At 62.2% G+C, this 25,386-nt stretch carries 18 protein-coding genes and 1 pseudogene; 10 read left to right on the plus strand and 9 right to left on the minus strand.

Going from position 1 to position 25,386, the window contains the following annotated elements:
* Positions 1 to 53: 53 nt before the first annotated feature.
* Positions 54 to 965: a LysR substrate-binding domain-containing protein gene (locus tag AU252_RS22700; protein ID WP_058932634.1), complete on the plus strand. Its 912-nt coding sequence runs from the start codon at positions 54 to 56 to the stop codon at positions 963 to 965.
* A gap of 39 nt (positions 966 to 1,004) precedes the next feature.
* Here AU252_RS22700 and AU252_RS22705 read toward each other — a convergent pair whose 3' ends face one another.
* The 5 genes from AU252_RS22705 to benA all read right to left on the minus strand — a co-directional run bounded on the left by AU252_RS22705 (position 1,005) and on the right by benA (position 8,394).
* Positions 1,005 to 3,944, minus strand: coding sequence for an AAA family ATPase (locus AU252_RS22705; protein WP_240484262.1), 2,940 nt, complete (start codon positions 3,942 to 3,944; stop codon positions 1,005 to 1,007).
* Positions 3,898 to 4,722 carry a benzoate diol dehydrogenase BenD gene (benD, locus tag AU252_RS22710; RefSeq protein WP_058932635.1) on the minus strand — a complete coding sequence of 275 codons (825 nt, stop codon included), beginning with the start codon at positions 4,720 to 4,722 and terminating at the stop codon, positions 3,898 to 3,900. Before benD ends, AU252_RS22705 begins: the two co-directional genes overlap by 47 nt.
* Positions 4,723 to 4,724: 2 nt before the next feature.
* The gene (gene benC / locus AU252_RS22715) at positions 4,725 to 6,299 is read right to left on the minus strand and encodes a benzoate 1,2-dioxygenase electron transfer component BenC (RefSeq protein WP_058932636.1); all 1,575 of its coding nucleotides are present in this window, start codon (positions 6,297 to 6,299) and stop codon (positions 4,725 to 4,727) included.
* Between the two features lie 135 nt (positions 6,300 to 6,434).
* Positions 6,435 to 6,971 carry a benzoate 1,2-dioxygenase small subunit gene (gene benB, locus AU252_RS22720; protein ID WP_058932637.1) on the minus strand — a complete coding sequence of 179 codons (537 nt, stop codon included), beginning with the start codon at positions 6,969 to 6,971 and terminating at the stop codon, positions 6,435 to 6,437.
* Between the two features lie 40 nt (positions 6,972 to 7,011).
* Entirely contained in the window at positions 7,012 to 8,394 is a 1,383-nt protein-coding gene (benA, locus tag AU252_RS22725; protein WP_058932638.1) for a benzoate 1,2-dioxygenase large subunit, read from the minus strand.
* Between the two features lie 339 nt (positions 8,395 to 8,733).
* Between benA and catA the strand changes: the two genes are divergently transcribed.
* The 6 genes and pseudogenes from catA (at position 8,734) to istB (ending at position 15,810) form a co-directional block, all read left to right on the plus strand.
* Complete coding sequence (catA, locus tag AU252_RS22730) at positions 8,734 to 9,618, plus strand: catechol 1,2-dioxygenase (RefSeq protein ID WP_058932639.1); 885 nt, start codon at positions 8,734 to 8,736, stop codon at positions 9,616 to 9,618.
* A gap of 126 nt (positions 9,619 to 9,744) precedes the next feature.
* Complete coding sequence (locus tag AU252_RS22735; protein WP_058932640.1) at positions 9,745 to 10,845, plus strand: enolase C-terminal domain-like protein; 1,101 nt, start codon at positions 9,745 to 9,747, stop codon at positions 10,843 to 10,845.
* 24 nt (positions 10,846 to 10,869) lie between these two features.
* Complete coding sequence (gene catC / locus AU252_RS22740) at positions 10,870 to 11,148, plus strand: muconolactone Delta-isomerase (RefSeq protein ID WP_058932641.1); 279 nt, start codon at positions 10,870 to 10,872, stop codon at positions 11,146 to 11,148.
* A gap of 71 nt (positions 11,149 to 11,219) precedes the next feature.
* A complete protein-coding gene (locus tag AU252_RS22745; RefSeq protein WP_058932642.1) occupies positions 11,220 to 12,503 on the plus strand; it encodes a benzoate/H(+) symporter BenE family transporter in 1,284 nt (427 codons plus the stop codon).
* A gap of 1,302 nt (positions 12,504 to 13,805) precedes the next feature.
* Positions 13,806 to 15,022: pseudogene (gene istA, locus AU252_RS22755) on the plus strand (IS21 family transposase).
* Complete coding sequence (gene istB, locus AU252_RS22760) at positions 15,022 to 15,810, plus strand: IS21-like element helper ATPase IstB (RefSeq protein ID WP_058932644.1); 789 nt, start codon at positions 15,022 to 15,024, stop codon at positions 15,808 to 15,810. Before istA ends, istB begins: the two are co-directional and overlap by 1 nt.
* A 117-nt stretch (positions 15,811 to 15,927) precedes the next feature.
* Here istB and AU252_RS22765 read toward each other — a convergent pair whose 3' ends face one another.
* A complete protein-coding gene (locus tag AU252_RS22765; protein ID WP_058932645.1) occupies positions 15,928 to 16,179 on the minus strand; it encodes a DUF1016 family protein in 252 nt (83 codons plus the stop codon).
* A gap of 958 nt (positions 16,180 to 17,137) precedes the next feature.
* Positions 17,138 to 17,305, minus strand: coding sequence for a hypothetical protein (locus AU252_RS24050; protein ID WP_157769059.1), 168 nt, complete (start codon positions 17,303 to 17,305; stop codon positions 17,138 to 17,140).
* A 1,333-nt stretch (positions 17,306 to 18,638) separates the two neighbouring features.
* Here AU252_RS24050 and AU252_RS22770 point away from each other — a divergent pair.
* Together AU252_RS22770 and AU252_RS24055 are read left to right on the plus strand one after the other, a co-directional pair.
* On the plus strand, positions 18,639 to 19,322 hold the full coding sequence (locus AU252_RS22770) for an AMIN-like domain-containing (lipo)protein (RefSeq protein WP_240484263.1): 684 nt from the start codon (positions 18,639 to 18,641) through the stop codon (positions 19,320 to 19,322).
* A 389-nt stretch (positions 19,323 to 19,711) separates the two neighbouring features.
* A complete protein-coding gene (locus AU252_RS24055) occupies positions 19,712 to 19,996 on the plus strand; it encodes a substrate-binding domain-containing protein (protein WP_058932646.1) in 285 nt (94 codons plus the stop codon).
* Positions 19,997 to 20,223: 227 nt separating this feature from the next.
* Here the strand turns inward: AU252_RS24055 and AU252_RS24060 are convergent, their stop codons facing one another.
* A complete protein-coding gene (locus AU252_RS24060; protein WP_157769060.1) occupies positions 20,224 to 21,030 on the minus strand; it encodes a fibronectin type III domain-containing protein in 807 nt (268 codons plus the stop codon).
* A gap of 1,455 nt (positions 21,031 to 22,485) precedes the next feature.
* Here AU252_RS24060 and AU252_RS24065 point away from each other — a divergent pair.
* Positions 22,486 to 23,247, plus strand: coding sequence for a transposase (locus AU252_RS24065; RefSeq protein ID WP_157769061.1), 762 nt, complete (start codon positions 22,486 to 22,488; stop codon positions 23,245 to 23,247).
* A gap of 337 nt (positions 23,248 to 23,584) precedes the next feature.
* Here AU252_RS24065 and AU252_RS22790 read toward each other — a convergent pair whose 3' ends face one another.
* Complete coding sequence (locus tag AU252_RS22790; protein WP_157769062.1) at positions 23,585 to 25,303, minus strand: ATP-binding protein; 1,719 nt, start codon at positions 25,301 to 25,303, stop codon at positions 23,585 to 23,587.
* Positions 25,304 to 25,386: the final 83 nt, after the last annotated feature.

The following is a 25,386-nucleotide window of genomic DNA, read 5'->3' on the forward strand; positions in this document are numbered from 1 at the left end:
AATGCGGTTTTTGGCGCCTGACGGAGGCGCCACACGGAGGGACGGCACAACCAATGGAGATCAGACAGCTCAACTACTTTATTGCCGTTGCCGAGGAGCGCCATTTCGGCCGTGCCGCCAAACGCCTGCATATGGCCCAGCCACCTTTGTCCCAGCAAATCCGGCAGCTGGAAGAGCAACTGGGTGTGCGCCTGCTGAACCGCACCACGCGCAGGGTGGAACTCACGGCCGCCGGGCAGGCGCTGCTGGACCGGGGCCGGCAGATCGTCAATGCGGTCGGAACACTCCGGGCTGACGTGTATCAGGTCGGGCAAGGCGCATCCGGTGTTCTGCGCGTGGGCTTCTCCGGCTCAGCAACCTACGGTGTGATGCCACCGATCGTTCGACTTGCCAAGCAGGTACTCCCTGGGCTGTCGCTGAATCTGCATGGCGAGATGCTCACCCCGGCCATGGAGGCCGGCCTGCGGGATGGCACCTTGGATGCGGCCCTGTTGCGGCCGCCCATCGCCTCCCAGGAGATCGATTACCGCATCGTGACGCGAGAGGCGCTCATCGTGGCGTTGCCGTCCTTCAGCGCCCTGGCTATGGACCGGCCGGTGGCCGTGCACGAACTCCAGGACCAGGAATTTATCTCCTACCCGCCGGAGTCGGTGCTTTACCGGACCACCGCAGGTCTTTGCCGCGAGGCAGGTTTCCAGCCACGCATCACCCAAGTCATCAGTGAGACGTCCACGATGCTCTCGTTTGTGGCTGCCGGTAGTGGAGTTGCCATCCTTCCGGCGAGCGTCCGTGCCCTGCAGCTTGAGGGCGTCGTTTACCGCGATATCGAACAGGCCCCCGAGGTGGAGCTGGCCGTGGCCTGGCGGCGTGAGGACCGGTCATCACTGCTCCAAAGCTTCCTGGATGTCGTGGGCACCGCGACCAAAGACCTGCCCAACCGCACTCCCAGTCCTCCAGGATCCTGATACGGGGCGGGACCGGTTCGACGCCAGATGGCCCGCGCTTCAGTCCGTGGGGCGGAAACGTGCGGCCAGTTCGCTGCGGGAGCGAATCCCGAACTTCCCATAGATGCGGGTCAGGTGGTACTGGACAGTCTTGTCGGCCAGGAACAGTGCACGGGCAGCCTCTTTGTTGGTAGCCCCGGCCGCCACGAGTTCCGCCACTGACTGCTCCTGGGCCGTGAGCTGGACCTGCGGTCCAGTCACGGCAACGAGCACGGCGTCAGATGGATCGGGCATGTTGCCCACGTCAAGGCCGGTCGCCTTCAGCTCCCGATCGCATCTGGCGACGTATGTCGCAGCACCCAGGGAATCATAAAGATCCCTGGCTACGCGCAGCACGGAGGACGCCAAGCGCCTTTTTCCGGCGCGTCGCATGCTTTGCCCGAAGGCAAAGCTCACCCGGGCCCGCAAATATGGCCGGTTGAGCCCTCGCAGATGCCCCAGCGCCGTCTCGAAATGCTCCCGGGCTATGTCTGGATCCCCCTGCGCGGCAACGAGCCGGCCCCGCGCCCACGCCATTCTTGCCAGATCTGACGGCACGGCCCGCTCCCGCGGCACTTGCTCGAAGGCGGTAAGGAAAGCGTCGGCCGTATCCAACTGGTCGGTCATGACCAAGGCGTTGACGTAAGAGTCCTGCCAGGGCCAAAACGACACCCTGTTCTCTGTCCAGGGGTCCAACTCCGTCAGCGGCTGCAGCACAGCCAATGCGCTTTCGTAGTCCGCCCGTGCCTCATGGAAGCGTGCCCGGGCCAGGCTGGCAGGAACCTGCATGGCGCGATAGGTGCCCGGCTGCACCGCCGCTTGGGAGACGTAGTACCGTGCACGGTCCCAATCCCCACGCATGGACCACAGTTCGGCGGCGGTCCAATACAGTAAGGGGCGGATCAGCGGCATCCGGGAGGTCTCGAGCCGCACCGAGGCGCGTGCAACCGTGGCTGCGGCCGCGTCCCAGTTGCCGAGCACAAGTTGGGTGCGGGCCAACCACGCCTCTGCCCACAGCGAGATCCGCAACGAGCCACCGCGGAACTCAGTCGGGGCAGCGGCTTCGAAATTTACAAGCGCTGTCTCTGCGTCATCCAGCCGCAGGGCCAGCCATCCGGCTCCCATCTGCACGCGTTGCTTTTGCGCGTTTTCGGAAGCATGTTCGAAAGCCTGCCGATAGGAGGCCTCGGCTTCAGCCAGCCTGCCTTGGGCGTAAAGTCCCAGCCCATAAATGGCTTCGGATTCGATGTGTGCCGGGGTACCCGCCGTTGTCAGTGACATGGCTTGCTCCGCCCAACGGGTGATGACAGGGCCATCCCAGGAGGCCACCCCGTGCAGGACCAGGCGTTGGGCCACTTGGGCGGCGGCGGTGGGGTCCTGTTGCGGGTTGCTTGTTCGCCAGGCCATTTCCAATTGGGTTTGGGCGCTGTGGTTCTGTCCAGACGCAGTGGAGAGGTAGCCAAGAACGGAGGAACGCAGTGGCGAGGGTGCCATGGCGTCGACGGCGGCGGCCCACATTTGGGCCTGGGCGATGTTGCCGGACCCCACGAGGGCATCTACTGCTCTCAGCTGGCGATCGTTGCCGACCCGGATGTCACCGGAGAGCCTGGACGCCGAAAAAAGTGCGGTCGAGACATCGTGCCAGGCACCTACGAGGGCCTGTTGCCGGGCGTACTCCTCAAGCGCCGAGGCCAAGGCCTCGTCTGGTCCCGGGGTAGCCGACACCCGGTGACCCAGGCGGTCGCCCTCATTCTGCACCGAGTCCGCAGCCCTGCGGTGCAGGCGCATGCGCTGGCTGGGTGCAATTTGCTCGTAGACGGACTCGGTCGTTCCCGTTTCGAAGAATGTCACCAGCGAGTGGGCCTGGTCCACTGAGAGGCCCAGCAGTCCGGCACGGTGGCCCTCGTCGAGGGCATCCATCACGTATTCGACCCCGCTGACACGGGCAACCTCAGCCACCCCGGCATTGCGGCCGAGCACGGACGTGGCCTCAGCCACAGCTACCAGGTCGGGGGACGCGGCAGCGAGGAGGCTACGCACCTGGGCCCGCACGCGTGAACTCGGAGGCAAGGACGAGAACCATGTCTGCCAGGTTTCCGGTGGAAGCTCGCCCAGAAGTTCGACAACCGGCTGCGGCCATCCCCCGGTATGCCGCACGATCTCGTGGGCGGCCGTCGCGTTCAGGTCGATGCGAAACCACCGTCGTGCGAGCTCCTGGACCCGCTGCGGTGAGAGCGGATCCAGTGGAAGACGGGAAACCTGGTGCCCGGTGAGGAAGGCCAACACGCCGCCTGGCACCAGCCGGGCCTGAGCGGGATCTAGGGTGACCACGAACAGGACTCTTTTGCTGCGCAGCCGGCGCATGACGAAGACGAGGACGTGGAGAGTTTCTGCGTCCAGATGCTGAACGTCATCAACGGCAACCACCACGCTCCCGTGCAATTGAAGCCCGTCGAGGTGTGCACCAAGAGTGGACGCATAGTTGGCGGCCTGGGAGGGGTTGAGTATGCCGCCCAGGTCCGCGGAACGGCCGTTTCCTCTGCCAGGGTCCTTCGCCGAGCGCAGCGGCGGGGTGACCATGAGCTGGGAGTAGCCGGCGAGCGGGAGCTGCGCTTCCCATTCATCGCCCGTGGCGGACAGCACCCGCACGCCACGCGCGACGCCCCGGCAGTGCTCCAGGAATAGGTCCAGCACCGCCGTCTTCCCGGATCCCCGGGGGCCGCTGAGTACCACCGTACGCACGTTGCCTTTACGCACAGTGCGCAGCGTCTCCAGTAACTCCTCGAAGACCTCGGCATGGCCGAGCAGCGCCAGGTTCTCCTCGGGGTTGCCGTGGTGGTGGCCCGGAATCATGCTGGCAAGCTTACTCGACCGCGCGTCGTGGCCACGCCAGCGGGTTTCAGTCACAGCGGGCTCAGCCCAGATCTCCGCCTGCCACCGGAAGGATGCTGCCAGTGACATACGATGCTTCGTCGGAGGCCAGGAATACGATGGGCGCAGCCTGTTCGTCCAGTGTGCCGTACCGCTTCAAAAAGGATGATTCAACGGTCTGGTTCACAATGGCCTGGTGCCACGCCTTTTCGGTAGCTGACTCGGCTTCCGGTCCGCGCTTGACCTTTCGTGGCGGAGCTTCGGTGCCGCCCGGGGCGGTAGCAACGACGCGGATGCCGCGCCCGGCAACCTCCATGGCCAGGGACTGGGTCAGGGCGTTGACACCGCCCTTCGCTGCGGCGTACGGGACGCGGTGCATTCCGCGGGTGGCCACTGAGGAGACGTTCACGATGGTGCCCGATTCCTGGGCGAGCATCGCCGGGAGGACGGCGCGGCAGGACCACAGGGTGGGGAACAGCGAACGGCGGATCTCCCGCTCAATCTTCTCCTCGTCGTATTCTTCGAAAGGGCGGGCCCAAATGGTTCCTCCCACGTTATTGACGAGCACGTCAACCCTTCCGTGGAGGGCCAAGGCGGCGTTCACTGCCTGTTCTGCTCCGGCGAAGCTTTCCAGGTCCGCCGTGACGGAGCTGGCTGACCCGCCGCATCCAGACTCCTGGGCGGCTTCCTGGATTCCCTTGGCAACGTCCTGCACAATGTCGGCGCGGTCAACCAGGACCACCGAGCCTCCTTCAGCCCCGATCCGCTCCGCGACCTTCTGCCCGATTCCCTGAGCCGCGCCGGTGACCACGGCCACTTTGCCGGCGAAGCGGCCGGGCGTGATGAACTGTCCTGAGTACGCCCCCACCGTCAGAAACCCTTGCCCGTGGCGTTGATCGCTTCGGCCATGGTGCCCTTTGCATCGCGGGCGTGAGCCATGATGACTTCCCGGGCCCGCTCCTTGTCGCCGCGCTCAAAAGCCTCCACGACATCAAGGTGGTCCTGGGCGACCCGCTCAAAGATCTGGGTGCCCTCTTCAAAGGTGGCTGCCATTTGGGCGTGGACGTCGAGCCGACGGTACGACTCCAGCAGCATGGGGTTGTCGGAGATCATGAACAGGTACTCGTGGAACTCTTCATTGGTCCTGACATACTCTTCCGGGTCAAGAATCCTTCCAGCGTCCACCGCACGTGTGGTGGCTTCGGCAAGACGACGGAACTGGTGCAACTGCTCCTTGCTCAGACGGTCCAACATCAGCTCGGTCACGGCAAGTTCAAGACCCATGCGGGCGTCCAGGTGCGCGAAACTGTCTTCCTTACGGAACTCGAGCCGGCCGGTCTCCAGAGATGAAATGGCTTCCACGCGGCTGATGGTGTCGCCTGCGGTCTCCACCTTATCCGCGGGGGCGGGCGCGCCCGTCTCGGCGTCCCCGCCGGTGGTTTCCTTGGGAGCGAAACGTTCAAAGTAGAAGTTGGCTGGCTGTATGCCCTCGGTGTCCAGCCACTTGGAGACGGCGTTGACCATGGGCGGCGGTCCGCAAAGGTAGATATCGACGTCGCCATCGTTGAGGTGGGACGGCTGGATGATCTGCGTGACGTAGCCCGTGTGCGGTGCGGTTGTCCCCGGCTCGGAGGCAATGTAATCCCAGCTGAAGGTCGGCAACTTCGCTTCGTAGGTGCGCAGCCAGTCGAGGCCCACGATGTCGGCTTCACGAGAGACGCCATAAATCAGGTGGACCGGCGTGGCCGGGGGGTTCTCGGACAACTTCTCCAGAATGGACAGGAGCGGGGCCAGGCCGGTGCCGCCTGCCAGCAGGAGCAGGGGGCGCTTGGGCTCGCGAAGGAAGAAGGAGCCGTAAGGGCCTGTGAACTCGATGGTGTCCCCTACTGCCGCGCGGTCACGCAGGTACTCGGACATCGCGCCTTGCGGCGTGATGCGCACCATGAAGGACGCATCCATCCCTTCGGGGCCGTTGCTGAACGAGTATGAGCGCTCCGCGTCGGTGCCCGGGACCTTGATGTTGACGTACTGGCCGGGCAGGAAAGCCAGTGCTTCCCGGTTCTGCACCTCCAGAGCGAAGGAGATGGTGGACTCCGAATGCTTGTCGAGTTCCTTCAGCGTGGAAACAAAAGTGGCAGCTGAGGTTTTCGCGGATTCGGAGGTCGCCGGGATCTGGATGGCGAGGTCCGATTCCGGAACGGCCTGGCAAGTGAGGAGGTAGCCCTTCTCAAGCTCCTCCTCGGTCATGGCGTCGTCGATATAGTCGCCGGGGTCGAAAGAGCCGGAGTCGCAAAACGCCTTGCACGTGCCGCAGGCGCCATCCCGACAGTCTGAGGGGATGTTGATGCGGGCCTTGTACGCCGCGTCCATGACGGTCTCGTAGTCGCCGACTTTGATGACTTTAGTGACGCCATCTTCGAAACTGAGGGCTACCTGATGGCCCATGATTTCCTCCTGGTTGGGGGTCGCATCCTCGCAACCCCCGGAAAGTTAGTGCGGTTATCTCTTACGAGCAGACCCGGCGGCGGGATGCTCCTGCGGGCGCTGCTGCGGCCGCGCCGTACGGTTGCCGGGACGCCGTCAGATCATGTAGACATCCACCACGTGGTGGATGTAGTCGTTCTTCAGTACAACCTTCTTTTTCAGGATCACCGGCTGCTCGCCGGAGAGATCGATGGTGTAGAAGCTCGTGCCGAAATAGGTGTCGGTGGTGTTGTACCGGAAGTACAGGGTGAACCAGTTGAAACGGACCTTGACCTGGTCGCCGTCGTGCTCCAGGACTTCAACGTCCGTGATGTTATGCCCGGTGCGCGGCTCAGGGAGGGAGGTAGCGGAGGAGCGGTCCGTCTTGATCCGGAAGACCCGGTCCTCGATGCCGCCGCGGTTGTCGTAATAGATGAGCGAGATCTCGTTCTGGGGGTCCACCGTGAGCCGGTCATCGACGTCCCACGCCGGCATCCAGTACTCGGAGTCCGGGTGGTAGCACTGGAGCCACTCGTCGAACTGGCGGTCGTCCAGCAGCCGGGCTTCCCGGTAAAGGAAGGCGCGGACAGTCTCGAGGGTCGCGATTTCATCGGCGCTCTTGAGCGCGGTTAAGGAGTTAATGAGGTTGGCCATTGGTTTTCAGCACTCTCTGTAGGGATTCGGAAAGTCTTGATTACGCCGTGACCGGTAAGGATTCCTGGGCAACGGATTCCGCCTCGGCGAGGGCCTTGTCCATTACTTCCTTCCAGTACCCGTGCTGGATCGGGTAGAGTCCCTCGTCTTCGGTGCGTACACCGGAGGCGATCACCCGCGACATGCCCAGCGCTGTGGCCTGCTCGTCAGGACCCGCAATTTCGTGGGTGGAGCCTCGCGTCATGTCGTTCCACGGCGCGGATGTGGCCCAGTAGGTCTTGTTGCAGGATCGGAACTCCTCGAGGTCGTCCGGTGTGGCCATGCCGGTTGCATTGAAGAAGTCCTCGTACTGGCGGATGCGCTTTGAGCGGTTTTCCTGCGATTCACCCTTCGGCGCGATGCAGTAGATCGTCACCTCGGTCTGGTCCGCTGATATGGGACGGAAGTGACGGATCTGCGACGAGAACTGGTCCATGATGTACACATTCGGGTACAGGCAGAGGTTGCGTGAAATGTTGATCATGAAGTTTGCCATCTCCTCGCCGTACTTTTCGACGAGCTCGTCGCGGCGGTCCCACAACGGACGGTCCTCGGGGTTGGTCCACTCCTGCCACAGCAGCAGGTGCCCGTGATCGTAGGAATAGAAGCCGCCTTTAACCTTGCCCCACTTGCCGGCGTCCATGGCCTTGGTCTTGTTGGCGGAATCACCGGCGGTGCGGCGGGCCGTCGTCGCGGCGTAGTTCCAGTGCACGGCGGTGACGTGGTAGCCGTCGGCGCCGTTTTCCGCCTGGACCTTCCAGTTGCCGTCATAGGTGTAGGTGGACGACCCGCGCAGGACCTCGAGCCCCTCCGGGGACTGGTCCACAATCGAATCGATGACTTTGGTGGCATCTCCCAGGTGCTCCTCCAGCGGGAGGACGTCAGCTTTCAATGAGCCGAACAGGAAGCCCCGGTAGGAGTCGAAGCGGGCTACCTTGGTGAGGTCGTGTGAGCCCTCCTTGTTGAAGGTTTCCGGGTATCCGGCATTGCGGGAATCCTTGACTTTAAGGAGCTCTCCGGAGTTCTTGAATGTCCAGCCGTGGAAGGGACAGGTGAAGGTGGTCCTGTTGTCGGTCTTGCGCCGGCACAGCATGGCGCCACGGTGGGAGCAGGCGTTGACGATGCAGTTGATCTTCTCGTCCTTGTCCCGTGTAAGCACGACGGGAGTCCGGCCAATGTAGGTGGTGAAGTAGTCCCCCACGTTGGGGATCTGGGATTCATGGGCAAGGTAGACCCAGTTGCCCTCGAAGATGTGCTTCATCTCCAATTCAAAGATTTCCTGGTCGGTGAAGATTTCACGCTTCGCCCGGATAACGCCGTTCTCTCGATCGTCGACGACGGCGTCAGCCAGGACTCCACGGACACGTGTCAGATTCTCGGTCATGGTGTGCTCCTTCTTTGGAGAGGGTGCGGGTAGGCGGGCAGCGACTGTGCGGCCGCACCTGAACCCCCTCGGGCGGAATGAATGTGTTCCACCCAGTCTGCTGCAAGGTGACAGCGCTCACATCAGGCAAAACCCTAGTACGAACCAAGGATGTCTTTATGTAAGTGAGCCTACATAATCGGCGTTATATAAGTCCTTGTTTCGTCCTTATCACCTGACTAGCATGAGATGGACGTCACGTGAAGCCGGTGAGCCTGCGGGTGCACAGCCCGCGGCCGGCGCGTTTTAGGGAACGGGAAATTTCCCGTTCCCGGTGCACAGAGGAGTGTGGAGATCACTATGACTGAGAATCAGTTGGACACCCGCCAAGAAAATGAGGGCACCGCTGTGGAGGCCGGTTCGAAGGCGACCGAGCGCTTCGCCGCTTCGGGCAAGCCCACGGGAACGGGAGTACCCAAGGAGCGCGTGAGCTTGCTCGCCGGCGCCCTCATCAAAGCCGCTAACGACATCGTCGTCGAACACGAAGTCACCTACGAGGAGTACAACGCCCTGAAAGCCTGGCTGATCAAGGTGGGCAACGATGGCGAGTGGCCACTATTCCTCGACGTGTGGCTTGAGCACACCGTGGAGGATGTCAACTCCCAGGACCGGCCCGGCACGAAAGGCACCATCGAGGGACCCTATTACGTCCCGAACTCGCCTGTGCTGGATTCCCCCGCCACGGTAGAGATGCGCGATGACGAAGATGGCGTTCCGTTGCAGTTCAGCGGCCAGTTCACCGACACCGACGGCAACCCGATCCAAGGTGCACAGCTGGAAATTTGGCATGCGGACTCGGCGGGCTTCTACTCTCAGTACGCCCCGGGCCTGCCGGACTGGCTGTTCCGCGCCAACGTGCAGGCCGACAGCGAGGGACACTTCGTCCTCCACACCATGCGTCCGGCTCCGTACCAGATCCCCACTGATGGAGCCTGTGGGCAGCTGATCAGTGCTGCGGGTTGGCACGCCTGGCGCCCGGCCCACATTCACATCAAGGTCTCAGCGCCCGGCTATCAGCCTGTAACCCAGCAGCTCTACTTCCCCGGTGACCCGCACAACGCTGACGACATTGCTTCGGCTGTCAAGCCGGAGCTGATGCTCAACACCACACCGCGTACAGACGGCGCCGCCGGCGAAGAAGCCTCATATGACTATGTCCTCGCCAAAGTGGGACAGTCCAAATAGGAACTCCTGTGACATGGTCGGGTTCATAATTTCCGTCCAATGAGGTGCCCCAGGGCAATGAGCCCTGGGGCACCGTTCTTCCCAGCACCACTGGACTGCCTGACACAAGCGAAAGGAACCGAGCCGTTGAAGATCGAGCGGATCGAAGTGATCCCGTACTCCATCCCGTACACGCACCCCCTGAAGTTCGCCAGCGGCGAGGTGGCAAACGCTGACCATGTTCTTGTGCGTGTGCACACCGACGACGGCGTCGTAGGAGTCGCGGACGCACCCCCCCGCCCATATACCTACGGCGAGACACAAGAGTCCATCGGGACGATCATCGAGAAAACCTTCGCCCCACAGCTGACCGGCCTCGAGATCGTGGACCGGGAGCAGATCCATGCAGTAATGCGCCGGACCATTCACAACCAAGTGGCGAAAGGCGCCGTAGACATCGCGGTGTGGGACGCGATCGGCAAAACGCTCCGCACTCCAGTGCACAAGCTATTGGGTGGGTACACCGACCGCATGCGGGTCAGCCACATGCTCGGCTTCCGGCCAGCGCAGGAACTCCTCGACGAGGCCCTGCGTTTCGGCGAGCAATACGGCATCACCACCTTCAAGCTGAAAGTGGGCCGTCGGCCGCTGTCACTGGACGTGGAGGCCTGCCACGTGCTGCGCGAGGGACTGGGCGAGGACGTGGAGCTATACCTTGACGCGAACCGCGGCTGGACCGCGAACGAAGCCCTCGAGGTGCTCCGGAGGACCGAGGGGCTCGGGCTGACCATGCTCGAGGAACCGTGCGACGCCAAGGAAGCACTGAGCCGCCGCCGCCTGGTCGACAAATCGCCAATCCCGGTGGTAGGCGATGAATCCGTCCCCACGGCTGGGGACGCGTCCCGGGAACTGCTTTCCGGTGGCTGCAACGCCATCTGCATCAAGACCGCCCGTTCCGGCTTCACCGAGGCCACCGAGATATTAGGGCTATGCACCGGCCTCGGCGTGGATGTGACCATGGGCAACCAGATCGACACCCAGATCGGCTCGCTTGCGACTGTCACCTTCGGCGCCGCACACGAGGCCACCAGCCGCCGGGCAGGGGAACTGTCGAACTTCCTCGATATGGCCGACGACCTGCTGGCGGATCCACTCCGGATAATCGACGGCACGATCTCCGTGCGCGATCTGCCGGGGGTCGGAGCCGAGATCGACGAGGACAAACTCGCGGCCTACCGCCTGTCCTAGCCCGACCATCAAGGAGGAAAAAGAATGTTGTTTTTAGCCCGCATGGACGTGCAATTCCCAGCGCACCTCTCCGCTGAGGACGTCACCCGCATGCAGGGGTTGGAGAAAGAGTATTCCCAGGCCCTGCAACAGGACGGCCGCCTTGCCTCCATCTGGCGAGTGGTCGGCGAGTACGCAAACTATTCGGTGTTCGACGTCGAATCCAATGACGAACTGCACCAGATCCTGAGCAGCTTCCCGATGTACCCCTTCATGAAAATCAAGGTCACCCCATTGGCCAAGCATCCCAACTCCATCCGCTGAGGAATCTGTATCCACTGCGGCGGCCTTTGTAGTCATCAGGACCCCACCTCCGCCATCGCTCAGGAGACATCATGCCCCGCTTCCAAAGCACCGCGCCGGTGACCACCGGATCACGGCCTGGCCCGGTCCATGGAGCCCAACCACGCTTAGAACGGCCCCAGTTCCGTCCGGCTGGCGTACGCGACATCCTGCGGGACATCGGCCCACACTACGCCTCGAACGGGCTTGTCGGACTGGCTTTCTCCGCGTCCGGGCCGGTAGCGGTCACTCTTACCGTCGGGTCGCTCGGCGGACTGACGGAGGCCCAGCTCGCGTCGTGGGTCTTCGCCATGTTCCTCTCCGCTGGCGCGGCGACCCTGGTGATGTCACTGATCTATCGCCAGCCGTTGGGCTTCGCCTGGTCCATCCCAGGGACCGTGCTGTTGGGGCCGTCGCTGCAGCATCTGTCGTTTCCTGAGGTGGTAGGGGCGTTCTTCTCCGCCGGTGTGCTGATTCTCGCGCTTGGTTCGTCCGGAGTAGTGCGTCCGATCATGGCCGCGATCCCCGTTCCGATCGTCATGGCCATGGTCGCCGCCGTGTTCCTTCGGTTCGGGACGGACATCGTCTCCTCCACACGGGCCGACCCCGCAGTGGCGGCACCCATGGTGCTGGCGTTCCTTGTACTCACCGCCGTGCCCTCCCTAGGCAGACGCCTCCCTCCGGTACTCGGTAGTTTGGCGGCAGGCGTCGTCGCCGTTGTGATCAGTGGCCGGTTCGCGATGTCCCAAGGCGGACCGATCCTGGCCATGCCCGTGTTCACAGCCCCCGCGTTCACTTGGGCTGCCCAACTGGAATTAGTGATCCCCCTGGCACTCACGGTCCTCGTGGTACAGAACGGACAAGGCGCTGCTGTGCTCCGGGCCGCAGGACACAACCCTCCGATCAATGTCTCCGCGATGACCTCCGGCGTGTTCTCACTGCTCAACGCCACACTCGGCGCGGTCTCCGCCTGTGTCACTGGACCTACCAACGCCCTTCTGACCGCCTCCGGGCAGAAAAAGCGCCAGTACACGGCCGCGGTGGTCTACGGACTACTGTCCCTGCTGTGCGCTTTGCTGGCTCCAATGCTCACCCGTCTCATGCTGGCCACGCCCGAAGCTTTCGTTCTGGCCCTGGGGGGAATCGCCATGCTGCGTGCCCTCCAACAGGCCTTCGTTTCCGCTTTCGCCACGAACTTCACCTTGGGAGCCTTGGTTACTTTCGTCGTCACGATCTCCGGCCTGGACCTCTTCAACATCCATGCCGCATTCTGGGGCGTCGTTATCGGCTACGCAGTGTCCCGCCTGCTCGAGCGACGGGACCACGCGCAGGCCTGACGGAGCGGATCGCGTGAAGCGTCAAACATGGGCATGGTATTTGGCGGAATCCCGCGAGGGACCTTGAACATCATGTCGGTGAACCGTTGGACGCCATCGAGAACGAACGGTCTCCTTTGGCCCACGGCGCTCCGGGCGCACATCCAGTCGAGCCTGCACAACGCCGAACTTATCTTCCGCGGCAGCCGATTCCAGGACAGCCTTGCCCCCGGCCTCCCACACCGAACGGTTACTCCCTGGTTCACGGCGGACGTCGACACTCACCTGAAGGCCGTCCTAGCCCCACGCTCCGCCGAGCGGACAGCCGCTGCCCGCCGACTCGGGAACAGCCTCGACGGGGAGGAGCCGACGACGGCGCAACTCGCCGAATTGCTCGCCCAGCGACAACTTCCCCAACTTAGGGACAGCCCCATTACCGACATGCCCGGCCCGCACCTTCCGATGGAACTCCTCCTCTTCGGCGAATCCGTGACGAGTCGTGAACTAGAGGCGTGCGCCTGTCCACATTTCTGCCAAATTTGTGCACGCAGAAACGCTGAAATGACACTGTCCTGCGAAGACAAAGGGTTATGGGTGGGCTCCGGTCCCGCACCCTCCCTCCTTGGCGGTTGCGGGGCTTGGTTGCGGGGCTTGTCCGGCACATTCCTGGGGGCTGCATGCCCGGGCCTTTGCCGGCCAGCAGCCACCCTCGTGGGGCATTGATACGCGTGTAGCGATCGACAGCCCCAAAACGCGTGGGCTCACCGAGGGGCTTCGCGAACGTTCCACGGGCGGGTCATGTCGGAACCGCGTGCGGCAGGAATGGAGAGGTGGCGGCGCGAAAACGCCGACTGACCGACACCATGGAACACGTCAGGCATGAACTCCCAGGCACCGGCCCGCGCGTTAGCCTGCGAGTTCCCCGCAGGTCATGTCACCTGGGACGCCTGGACGCATGAACTGGTAACAGCCAAAAATTGCAGGAAGGAAACAGGATGCACGCTGAACAACCGCCCGTGGACTGGGTGTGCACAATGTGCACACCACCTTTGGTCGGACAAACGGCCGCATTCCCGCTCCCAAGCCATAAGAAGGAGCGAAATTTGGCGAAAAATCCTCAAGAAATCTCGCACAGGTCATGTCATCAGCTCACCCCCAGGCCATGAATAGGTGAAAGACCAACTACGGTCACCAGGGAAGTCAGAAAGGAGCCAGCAACTGGGTAGATCCCAGCACGCGGAGGGCCAACTCGCCAGGGCCCTGACCCCGCCACCTGTCGGTGACGGTCGAAAACTGAGCCACCTGTTCCAAACGATTGGGTGGGTGATCACAGTGGAGGATTGGGCGCTTATTCGGCGGTTGCATCTTGCCGAGGGTGAGTCGATGAGGTCGATAGCGGAGCGGCTGGGTATTTCCCGGAACACGGTCGCGAAGGCGGTCAGTGCTGAGGGTCCGCCGACGTATGTGCGTGCGCCGCAGGACTCCGGGATCAAGGCGGTGGAACCGGCGGTCCGGGCGCTGTTGAGGGAGAACCCGCGGATGCCGGCGACGGTGTTGGCTGAGCGGGTGGGCTGGTCCGGGTCCCCGACATGGTTCCGTGAGAACGTGGCCAGGATCCGGCCGGAGTATGCCCCGGCAGATCCCGCGGACCGGATCAGTTACGAAGCAGGGGATCAGGCGCAGTGCGACCTGTGGTTTCCCGAGGTGCGGATACCGGTCGGGACCGGGAAGGCCAGAGTCTTGCCGGTGCTGGTGATGGTGTCTTCGCATTCGCGGTTCATCATGGCCAGGATGCTCCCGTGCCGGATGACCGGGGACCTGTTGGCCGGGATGTGGGAGCTGATCGGGTCCCTGGTGCGGTGCCGCGGCGGCTGATCTGGGACAACGAAACCGGCATCGGTAGGCGGAACAGCTACGCCGCCGGGGTCGCTGCGTTCGCTGGGGTCCTCGCGACCAGGATCGTGCAGGTCAAGCCCTACGATCCGGAGAGCAAGGGCGTGGTGGAGCGGGCGAACCAGTTCCTGGAGACCTCGTTCCTGCCCGGCCGGGCCTTCGTCTCGCCGGAGGATTTCAATGCCCAGCTCGCTCAGTGGCTGCCGGTGGCCAACACCCGGCTGGTCCGGCGGACCGGGGCCCGGCCGGCTGAGCTGATCGGCCAGGACAAGGCGGCGATGCTGGGCCTGCCGCCGGTTCCGCCCGTGACCGGCTTCGCGACCCGGGTCCGGCTGCCGCGGGACTACTACGTCCGGATGGGATCCAACGACTACTCCGTCCACCCGCAGGCCATCGGCAGGTTCGTCGACGTCACCGCGGACCTGGAAGCCGTGACGATCAGCCTGGACGGGCGCTGCGTCGGGAACCACACAAGGTCCTGGGGCGCTGGCCTGACGGTCACCGATCCGGACCACGTCGAGGCCGCCCGGACGATGCGGAAAGCCTTCCAAAACCCGGCACCACCCTTGGACACGGCAGGGTTGCGGGATTTGGCCGATTACGACCGGGCATTCGGTGTCGTGCTCGATGACGGGCAGGTCGCGTGATGACCAACGCCAAGGAAACCGCCGGCCAGATCGAGTACTACTCCCGGGCCATGAAAGCGCCACGGATCCGGGAAGCAGCAGCCAGGCTCGCGGAGCAGGCCCGCGAGACCGGCTGGACCCATGAGGAATACCTTGCCGCGGTCCTGTCCCGGGAAGTCGCCGCCAGAGAAGCTTCCGGAGCCGAGATGCGTGCCCGGGCGGCCGGGTTTCCTGCCCGCAAGTCGCTGGAGGACTTCAGCTTCGACCATCAGCCAGGCCTCAAACGCGACACCATCGCGCACCTGGCCACCGGCGCGTTCCTCACCGAAGCGTCCAATTTCGTCCTGCTCGGGCCGCCCGGCACCGGGAAAACCCATCTCGCGACCGGTCTCGGGCTGCGCGCCACCCAGCTCGGACACCGGGTCCTCTTCGCGACCGCCATCGACTGGGTCGCCCGCCTCCAAGCTGCGCACCAGGGCGGACGGTTGCCGCAGGAACTGGTCCGGCTGCGCCGCTACGGGCTGATCATCGTCGACGAGGTCGGCTACATCCCGTTCGAGCAGGACGCCGCGAACCTGTTCTTCCAGCTCGTCTCCTCACGCTACGAACACGCCTCGCTGATCCTGACCTCGAACCTGCCCTTCGCCCGCTGGGGCGACGTGTTCGGTGACCAGGTCGTCGCCTCAGCCATGATCGACCGCATCGTCCACCACGCCGAAGTCATCACCCTCAAAGGCTCCAGCTACCGGCTCAAACATGCACAGACGGACTCGCTGCCCTCGACAAGACCGGAAAATACGGCAGAATAACCAACTTCTGTGAACGAAAACGACCATTAAGGGCAGGAAGAGGAGTTGGAGGGGAGAGCCGCACGCCCGGTTTGAGGAAGGCTCACCCGGACGCATACGACGCGATCATCCTGACCATCAAGAACAGTATGAGCGTGCCAACATGGGCACATGCGGAAGGACGGTCCCCTCCTCCTGAAGGCGGGCTTCGAGGTTGTTCGAAGCGCCGACACGGGCACGGAGCTTGGTCAGGATCTGGTCTTCCAGGACGGGGAGCGTCGAGCCGTTCTCGCCACCCTGCACTGCGTACCAGTCCCTCAGGGCCGGGTCCTTGAGCTTACGCAGCTCGATGATGTGCCCCCAGGGCAATTGTGCAAAGCTGCTTTGCACGGTTCCCTCCGGCCAGTCCATGCAGCGGCGAAGGCCCGCATATAGAACAGGTTGTGGCGCGAGAACCCCTCATGTTGGGGAACTCTGCCCAGGCCACGCCAGCCGATCTAATACTTTGCTCCCCCAAGGCCGAGCAGTCTGCCGATCCAGAATGATCCGCCCGATCCCCCACTACACCTCCAGCATGGCCGCATCCACCACTGGCTTGAGACGGCGGGAGCGTCTGGGATAACGACGAACGAGCTAGATGTGAGCTTACCGTCGCAACGCCTTCCATTCCGACGGAGTAGAACGTCCAGACGAAGACATCCCTGCAATGGTCGATACTCGCATGTTGCGCTAACGCCCCCTGGAACCACTGACATCCGCCCTTGAATTAACCTGCTCCGGCGACCCTTCAGACCAGACGGGCCGACCAGGGTAGCCTGCGCGGAGCGGGCCCCGACCGGCTCATGCCCGGCCCCCTTGATTGATTTGCTTTCAGGTCCGTTCGTAGTCAATTGGGGGCTGAGCATCCGGCTCGTCCAGTAGCGGCGGATCATGTCGCAGTCATCGATGCAGGCGGCCAGACAGGGCTTCCAGACAATCCGCACCGCGTCCTCCCCGAACCGACCATTGACAGCAATAGGAGCATCAAAGTACACACCCTTTTTCCGGCAGACTTGGAGCAGAACCGAGCTGTCCCAATCCCCGCGCAGGGGGCGCGGGGGGCTACGTGTCAGTTCTGGGATCAGTGGCTCGCAACTCATGTGCGGACTCGAAATCTCTAATGGCAGTTCCTCCTCCCTTTAGGCCTCTCTCTCGCGAAAACGAGGATGGCTGCCCATGGTGTTTAGCGGCGGGGCGAGCATCGTGGCCCCGCCGGTAAGTCCCGGTTAACCGGCTTGTTATGCGGGTTCGAGGGTGATGTGAAGCCCACGGCTTCAAGCTGACCGATGGCGCGGGCGCGCGCTTTCCGTCATCCCCTGGTGATGGTGAGTTCCCCAGCCTTTGGCCGACCAATGAGCTGGCGAGCGACATATTTTCCGTCCTTTGTCTGCTGCTTCAGTTCGATCTTCTCGTCCGTGGTCTTGAGGCCGCTCACTTCGACCATTCTCGGCACTTCGATGCCGTCGATGGCGGGCATGCCTGTATTTGCTGCGCGGTGGACGCTCGACGTATTTGGGCTGAACTCGTTTGTGGTATTGACGGACCAATACAAGTTCCCGGTCGGTTGGAGGAGTCCGGACGGCTCGGCAGGGGACACAACCGACATGCGTGGCCCAGCTCCGGACACGCTCTGTGTCCCCGGCGCCGCGGACGCCGGCTGTCCCGTGACGTATGCTGCCATTAGACACAAGAGAGCCAGCCGCGCGGAGCGCGTCACAGCGGCGAAGCTAACATGACCCGATGTTGCGGAGGGCACGACGTTCGAAGTAGCCCCATGCGTCAGGGTGCGTTGTGCTGTTCGTGATGGCTGACTCCACTCCTTGGGAGTCATATTCATCGATAGTGTGGCTTCGGGCTGTTTGTTAATAGGCATGTCGATCACTTTTCATCGTTGGAGGGTGGCGCTCGTGTAGGTACATTCACAAGTTAGTTTTCGCCGCTTCAGTGAAGCTTCTGTTCTTCTTCATATCCTCTGCGATCAGCTCACTTCGGGTGCAGGCACCAACGCGCGTTGACCGATTGAGCGCTCCGGATTCGGTTCGCTATCAGCCTAGGCGGGATCAGTCTTCGGTGACCGCTGTATGGCACCCAACTTTTGCCGCATCAGGACTTCTCACGCCGTGCGCCGCTGCGGGCCCATTTTGTGGCTAGATGACTTGGCGAGGCCGGGGCCAGGCGATTCATCCACAATCGCCAGTGGAGGTGTTGGGGTCTCTGACTTAACCTCAGAAATCCGCTCATCCTCTCCCGCCTGTGCCTGCCGACCTGGAATGAGTAATGTCTTTCACATTAGATCCGGCGGCTGGCCGTGTTCAGAGACGCCTAACACGAAGGAACTCCTGTGAACCGGCGATGTAGACAATCACCGGATTAACAGGAGTTCCGCCTCATTAAAAGCCGCCACGCCGCACTACCGTTCGTCTCCGGGCGCCACAGGTTTGGGAAAAGGCTCTTAGCGGGGGCGGAAATCCGCATCTGCTGACGGTCCGCCCATCAGGAGCAGCCGTAGACGCCCTCGTTTGTTGACCCGGATGGAAACGGAGGCTGGGGCACCGGCCGCGTAGATCTCCCCGGCACACGATCCGTGGTTCATCGTCCATAATCAGGGGTTGAAAAACTCGTGAATAGATGCAGAACCGTTTCATTATCGTCTCCGAATCTTGCTTGTTTGCCGTCGTCTGTGAGCACAAACTGAACGCATCACACCGCACCGCGAACGGGAGCGGGGGTGCCATCCCACTACACGGCAATGAGGCCATCACGTCCAGTGGACGTCTTCACTCGCAATCCCTTGAGCAAGCAGGATGTAAATGAGCATCAACTTCCGGGCACCGTGGGGACGGCTGCCCAAGCATTCCGGACCCGGAAACGGGATCCCCGCCCGCGGGACCAGGTCCCAGACGCAGCCGAATGCCGCGCGACCAAAGCGCCGGCGCACGGCGAAGGTACGTCCCCTACTGGCGGTCCTGGCGCTGACTGCTGGACTGGGACTCGTTGTGCCCGGCACCGCCTCGGCGGCCCCCTTCTGCGGAATCACCTGGGGTTCGCTGGCCAAGTCGACCGCCACGCTGGCGTTGGGTCCAAGCCAGGATCCGATCACCAATATCCGCTCCGGGCGCCACGCATGCTTCGACCGTCTGGTGGTGGACGTCAACGGCGAGGTCCCCAGATACACCGTGCGGTATGTCAGTGCCGTGACGCAGGACGGGTCCGGCTTTACCCTTCCGCTGCGGGGCGGCGCGTTCATCGATGTGACAGTCATGGCACCGGCCCATGACCAGAACTACAACCCGACCTACACCCCGGCGAACCGGGACGAAGCGGTGAACGTTGCCGGCTTCCAGACCTTCCGCCAGGTGGCCTTCGCAGGCACCTTCGAGGCGGTGACGGAGATCGGGCTGGGGGTCCGCGCACGGCTGCCGTTCCGGGTATTCACGCTGGCTGGCCCGGGCAACGGGTCTCGGCTGGTGATCGATGTAGCACACCGCTGGTGACGCCTGGGACCAGCCAGCCAGGGTGCTGAAGAACGACGGCGGCGCCCGGGTTCCGCATGAAGGCGATGCCATTAGGGCGCGCACCAGGCAGTAGTTCTAAGGGTGGGGTTGCGGGATCCGCAGCCCCTACTTTCCTGTGTGACCATAGGGGCGGCTACTCCCTTTGACCAAGGAACTGAGACGCCGACGTCATGCAGGGTGCTCTTTGCAGTCATGGCTTCGTTTCCAGCCGGCGACTCTGCCTATGAACGTGAACCGATCGCATCCGCACCTGGGCGGTGACCCCGAAAGCAATTCAGTCCTCTGTCGTCCGATGAAGCCAGGACCTGGCGCGATATGCCCGCCAGGCGCCGGAGGTAAGCCTTCTCCGCGACGAAGTCGATGAGCTGGTGGACTCCATCAGCAGCGACGACCACGCCGGCATCCGGATGGCCCTGGACCACCTCACGGCTCTTGGCCACCGCAGAATCGTCCTTGTCGACGGCGGAACAGCCGTACGAACTGCAGTCCCTACGGACGTGTCTGTCCTGGGCTACGACGACAGCCAGTTCGCCCGGCTCAGCTACGTGCAGCTGTCATCCATCAGCCAGGACGCGCCGCTGCTTGCCCCTGCTGCTGTGGACCGCACGGAACCCAATCGCCAGCCCATGTCGTCAGCACGCCTCACCTGGTAGTCCATAAAACCCACAGCCCCGACCCGATCCCCGCAAGCTGCCGAAATGCCCGCCAGGCCGCTAGGCGCAGCACCCGGTGAGGGTTCGGCCTAGGCTAAGAGCCTGCCCCTACGGAGTTTAGGAACAGGCTCTAAGCGCGCCAGCAGTGGTAGTTGCCAGGCCGAGACACTTTGTGCTTCCAGATGTGTTGGTCTCGATCGGCGGCTGAAGGAGCACTTGTCCCGTAATTACGGCTCCACGTACGGACCGGTATTGCCACACACCGTGTTCGATGGAGAAGAGCTGCCGAAATCGTTGATTGCTGTCACGTAGAAGCAGTAATTCGTGTTTAACGTTCCCGTGCCCACAAAAATAGACGCATCCTTGAAGGCATGGGTGGGAGCATCGAAGGCTTTTACGAACCACTGGCCTGCGCCGTTCACTTGATAATATAAACGGTACCTCAATTCCCATTCTGAACGCTCGAACGTAACCCCTGCTTCCACCCAATTAATAGAGAGTCGAAGGTTTTTAGGGATTGATGGTCTGAAGCCCGCGCATCTTTCCGGAGAGTAGGTTTTTCCGGCTCCATTTACTGCAGCAACTCGGTAGCAAAGATACTTACCAGTAGGGAGATTACGGAAATTTGCGGTATAACGCTTACCCGTCGTGGCAATAGAAGTGCTGAATACCTTCGAGAATTGTGTCCATATTCTCCCGGACGCAGTCCGATACTCCACGGTGAAGAAAGATTCATTTGTCGAGGCATCGGTCCAGGCAATTTCGTCAGCGTTAGAAAAAATTCTCTTGGCTGATACATTTGCCGGTGCCACGGGTCCGGTTTGCATTACAGTCTCACCAATGGATGGCATCGCATGGCCGGCGGTGGGAGCCGCAAGCAGTGCAAGAATGCAACCCAAAACTACTCCTGCAGATTTATACAAGGTGCCAGATCGCTTTCTTTCGCAGTCCTGGTTTGACATTCTCATAGCGGGCATTTTCACTCCTTTAGGGTGATTTGTCTGGATGGCGGTACGCCAAATATTGAAGAACAAGATGTGTTTCCTTTCCGGTTTATATGTATCGGGCTGGATGTTCTAAGGGTCACGGAGGGGCTTAAGCGATCCTTAATCACCTCTATGGGCCGGGCCTGTCCGAGCTGGTGGACTCGGGCGGCTGCTACTGGTGGGTTGAGTTGTCTTCTGCAAGGGTTTCGCGAGGGTGCCCCGGTTCCCTGTCATCTGGCTAGGGCTGTCAATCCAAGCAGTCCGGCCAAATTTCCTGACCCCAGGTTCCGTGATCGTTAGCAGGTGCGGGCTGCAACTCGTCTGGTGCCACGGGTCCGGCGGGCTTCGCTTGTGCCAGAAGCCATTCAACGTGGCGTCCTGCACGTTCAGGCATCGACAGACCCTTCCAGACGTACGTCCGACCCTCAGGATTCCCCGAGGGGATCCACCATCCGGTTTCCGGGCAACGGACTCCTGTCGCCGCTTCAACCCGGGCACCGCCGCGTGATTTACCGTCGTGGATCCTGGATGTTCCTATTCGTTTCATGATCAGGATCTCCTCTGAATCGTTAAGTGCGGGCGGGGGTCTTTTCAGATCAGCCTCAGTGCGTTGAACAGTGGCCGATGTTGATGCCGGGTTCCGTCACGTTTTGTGGCTCCGTGTACATTTCCCAAGCTAGGTCCCGCGCCTTCAGGGAAGCTTCTGTGTTTCTTCAGATCCTCTGCGGTCACTCCCACGTCGGGCATCGTGACCAGCTCAGGCTCCCGTTAGAACGTTCCGGATTTCGTTCGTTATTGACCAGGAAAAATCCGAATCGCTCTTCGGTGTGATCGCTGTATGGCGACCCAGCGGCTGGGCGACCAACTTCATCATGCCCGCGGGAGTCCAGCTGACTTCTATCAGGGGAATAGATGCGCCGGCACTGCGAAGGGATAAGCGATACGCGGCCAAGGGCTCGCCATCACAGGACACGGAACAGGGAGCGGAGCACGGGCTGGTTACGCCTGCGACAACCATGCAGATCCCTGATGAACTGTGCCATAGCCGCCTGTCCAGCGTCACACGCAGTGCCGAGCCCTCGTGGACGCCACCTCCCATGACGTGGCATCCTGCACCTTCAGGCGGCGTCCCGGTCGAGCCCGACGGATGGGTCGCCGCCGCTTCCGGGGCTTTGCCGACTAACCTTCCGATGCGACCAGCCCGGGATGACGGCCTTGATGTCTTCATCTCCATAGCAGAGCCCTGAGCGCCCGGGCTAGTGGGCGCGGTGCGACGGCGGGACGGGTGCACCGAAAATGGCGGCACCCGTCCCGTTTGGGATGCCGGGATCGTCAATTGCGTGGCCAGTAGCGAGTCCGTGGGGGATGGTCCCTCCATGCTGGCCATGAAGCTCAGTGTCCTCTCCACCGGCGGGGCCGGAAGAGCGACCCGGCCGACGTGTTCGCCGACGCCGTTACCATCCTGAGGCAGACGAATCTGCGCCCCGTGGCCGCCGAATTCACATGACCGACCGTAGGAAGCACCAGAAGTACAAGGATGACGCCATAGAGCACGTGATTTCCTCCGGCCCTCCGATCGCCCAGGTTGCGTCGGATATTGGCGTGAAAGAGGGGACGCTGGGGACCTGGGAGCGTAAATGTAGGGAGCAGCATCCGGAGCGCTTCGTAACCGAGGAGAAGGCACCGGTGTCCTGGGAAAAGCACGAGAAAGCGCTGGTGGCCGAGAACGCGAAGCTGAAGCAGGAAATCGAGTCTTCCGGGAAAAGTCAGCGCCTTCTTTGCAGCGAAGCAACGGTAGAGGATTTCTACGAGTTCATCGAAACAGAGAAGGCGAACCATACGGTCGCCTGGCTATGTCGGACCCTGAAGATCTCCCAAGCCTCGTTCTACTGGTGCGCAATCCCAGGGGCCCGTCCCAGCGCGCCGCGAGGCGCTCGTGGAGGCGGTGGCCCGCAAGTTCACGGAGACCGGCGGCAAGGCCGGGCGGGATCAGCTATCCAGAATCCAGGCGAAGACCGCCCATATCGGGAACCACATGCTCGACGGGAACGGCGGGTGGGACTTCTCATCCGAAGTGCCCGGAACCCGGCTGGACGGGGATATCACGTACTTGGGCCGGTGAGGGGCTGGCTGTATCTGGCCACTGTGATCGATCTGTGCACCGGCGTGGTGATCGGCTGGAACATGGACAAGCACATGCGCACCGAGCTGTGCACGGGCGCGTTGGCCAGGGTTCCGCGACAACGGCTGGCTGCATGCCGATAGGGCGATCTTCCATTCCGAACCGCGGCACAGAGAACACCTTCACCGAATTCCGGCCGGTGCACCAGGAACGACATCACCCAATCCATGGGCAAAGTCGGCGTGTGCCGGTATGACGTGGTCGCCGAGAATTTCTTCTCGCATGTGACGACCGAGTTCTACCACCACACACCTTCGTCAGCCGGCTCGCAGCCCGCACCTGGATCATGGGCTACATCGAGTCCTGGTACAACCGCAAACGGCACCCAACGCCAGAGCCCGGCACCGACCCCGGCTGCAGCACTCACCGCTGCCAGACCCGCGATCAGCAATCCCTGGCCGCGCAACCGTAGTTGCGGACTTAGTTCGTGGTGGGCATGTGATTGACTTCGTGGTCTGGCAGTTGAGAAATGAACGGCGTGTCAAGTTCGCTTCGGGCGAGGGCAACGGCTGCGCTCAGGGGGAGCTGATCACCCTCCTGCCATTTCCGGGCATACTCGTCGTCTCCGAGGAACGTTCGTGCTGCCTGGCTGGCTTGGTCGAGCCAACGGACGAGGAACGGGTGCGGTGCGGCGCCGATTGCGGTTCGCAGTTGCTCTGCCGCGCCCATCAGGATGACCTGCTGCTCAGTGTTTCCTCGGGCGCCTGACACTTCGGATGCCAAGAAGATGCCTAGAGACAGGCCCCAAAGACCGCCGAGTCTTTGGAAGATTAGGAATCCCTCATTCAAGTACGGAATGGCTTGGGTCAGGTTTCCGGAATACCAGTGGGAGACGCCGAGGGCGAGTGTCGCCCACCCCGTGCACTCCGGATCCTGATGCGGACCGGATGCTGAGAGGCACTTCTCTGCGAGGGTGCCGGTCAGTTCGTATTGAGCCCGGCAGAGAGCCAAGGTGATCATGAAGACGAAAGCCCAACTCTCAAGCCATGAGTCTTTGGCAGTAATGGCGTTCTCTAGCGACTCTTTAAGGAAGCTATCGGCCTCGTCCAGCTCGCCTTGGTACATGGAACAAAAGCCAAGGTACTGCAGAGCGTGGGCCAGAGAGGCGCGATCTCCAGTTCCGCGGGCCAAGCCGACGGCCTCCCTGCAGGCGCTCACGGTGATGAGAGGGTCTCCTTGAATGACTGCAAGTGCCGCTTCACCGAGAAGGACCCGCGTGCGGGCTTGGTTTGATATGTCGCGGCCAAGCCGGAGGATCTGTTCTATCCAACGGCGACCTTCGCTGTAGTGGCCATGCAGGTCCCAAAATGGATACAGGGATCCTGCAATGCGCGCCGCAGTTTCAAAATCGCCGATCTTCATCGATGTTTCAAGTGCCGAGCGTAGGTTGTCATGGTCCAGGCTGAGGCGATCCAGCCATGTCTCTTGGTCGGGGCCTCGCAGCGCAGATGCGGCATGTTCCGCCACTGTGAGGAAGTAGGACGCGTGAAGGATTCGCATGCGTTCCAGTTGGTTCTTCGATTGCAGTCGCTCCAGTCCGAAAAGGCGCAGACTGTCGAGCAGCCGGTAGCGGCGTCCCGAAACACTACGCTCCTCACTAACGACCAGTGATTTGTCCACTAAGCGGCTCAGAGTCATGGCGACTGGATCCGTTGATTTTTCGCCTGAATGGATGAGCGACTCTGCAGCGTCGAGAGTAAATCCCCCGACGAATACGGCAAGGCTGTCGAAAAGTTGTCGTTCAGCCGGGTTCAGGAGTCCATAGCTCCAATCTGCTACGGCCCGCAGTGTTTGGTGTCTGGGGAGCGGTCCGTGCGTTGAGCCGTTCAGGAGGTCAAATCGGTCGTTCAGGCGCTCAGCGATGATGTGAACGTCTAGGGAGTTCACCAGTGCAGCAGCCAATTCAATGGCGAGCGGCAGCCCATCCAGCCTTTGGCATATCGTAGCGATGGCCTCGCTGTTGGTGTGGTCGAGTCGGAATCCAGGACGAACGGCCGACGCCCGTTCCACCATGAGGGTAACAGAGCCAGATTGCATCAGGGCCGGAATTTCCGCAGCATCGGGTCCGGGTACATCGAGGCCAGTGAGGGTTCGTAGAATTTCTCCTGCGAGACCGAGCCTCTCTTGGCTGGTGGCCAAAATGGATATGTTCGCGCATGACCTAAGCAGCCGATGGACTAGGGCAGCGACGTCATCGACCAGGTATTCGCAACCATCCAGTA

Source organism: Pseudarthrobacter sulfonivorans, assembly GCF_001484605.1.
GTDB classification, from domain to species: Bacteria; Actinomycetota; Actinomycetes; order Actinomycetales; family Micrococcaceae; genus Arthrobacter; species Arthrobacter sulfonivorans_A.